General features: G+C 42.3%; 1 protein-coding gene. It reads right to left on the bottom strand.

What is annotated here, in order from left to right; all coding sequences use genetic code 11:
* Positions 1 to 260, bottom strand: a 260-nt coding sequence (locus Q0945_RS16075) for a Calx-beta domain-containing protein (RefSeq protein WP_299436709.1), incomplete at both ends; no start/stop codon positions are given.

The following is a 260-nucleotide window of genomic DNA, read 5'->3' as shown; positions in this document are numbered from 1 at the left end:
TGTTACGGTATACGCTTCTTGCGCTTCAATGATATCGTCATTAAGAATAGTTACTGTAATTTGTTGTACTTCCGCATCATTTCCAGCGAATGTAATAGTTCCGTTAGTGATTGGTGTAAAGTCGGTAGCTGTAGCCGTACCGAACGCAGTAGAGAAATCTACATCGAATCCTGCAGCATAATCACCAGTCAGGGTAACATCAAAGGTAGCAGTAACGCCAACCCCTTCTGTAACTACCACATCGGTTTGTACGATAGATA

Source organism: uncultured Maribacter sp. (assembly GCF_947500405.1).
Lineage (GTDB): Bacteria > Bacteroidota > Bacteroidia > Flavobacteriales > Flavobacteriaceae > Maribacter_B.
The sequence above is the reverse complement of the archived record's forward strand: the minus strand, read 5'-3'. Positions and strand labels throughout refer to the sequence as shown.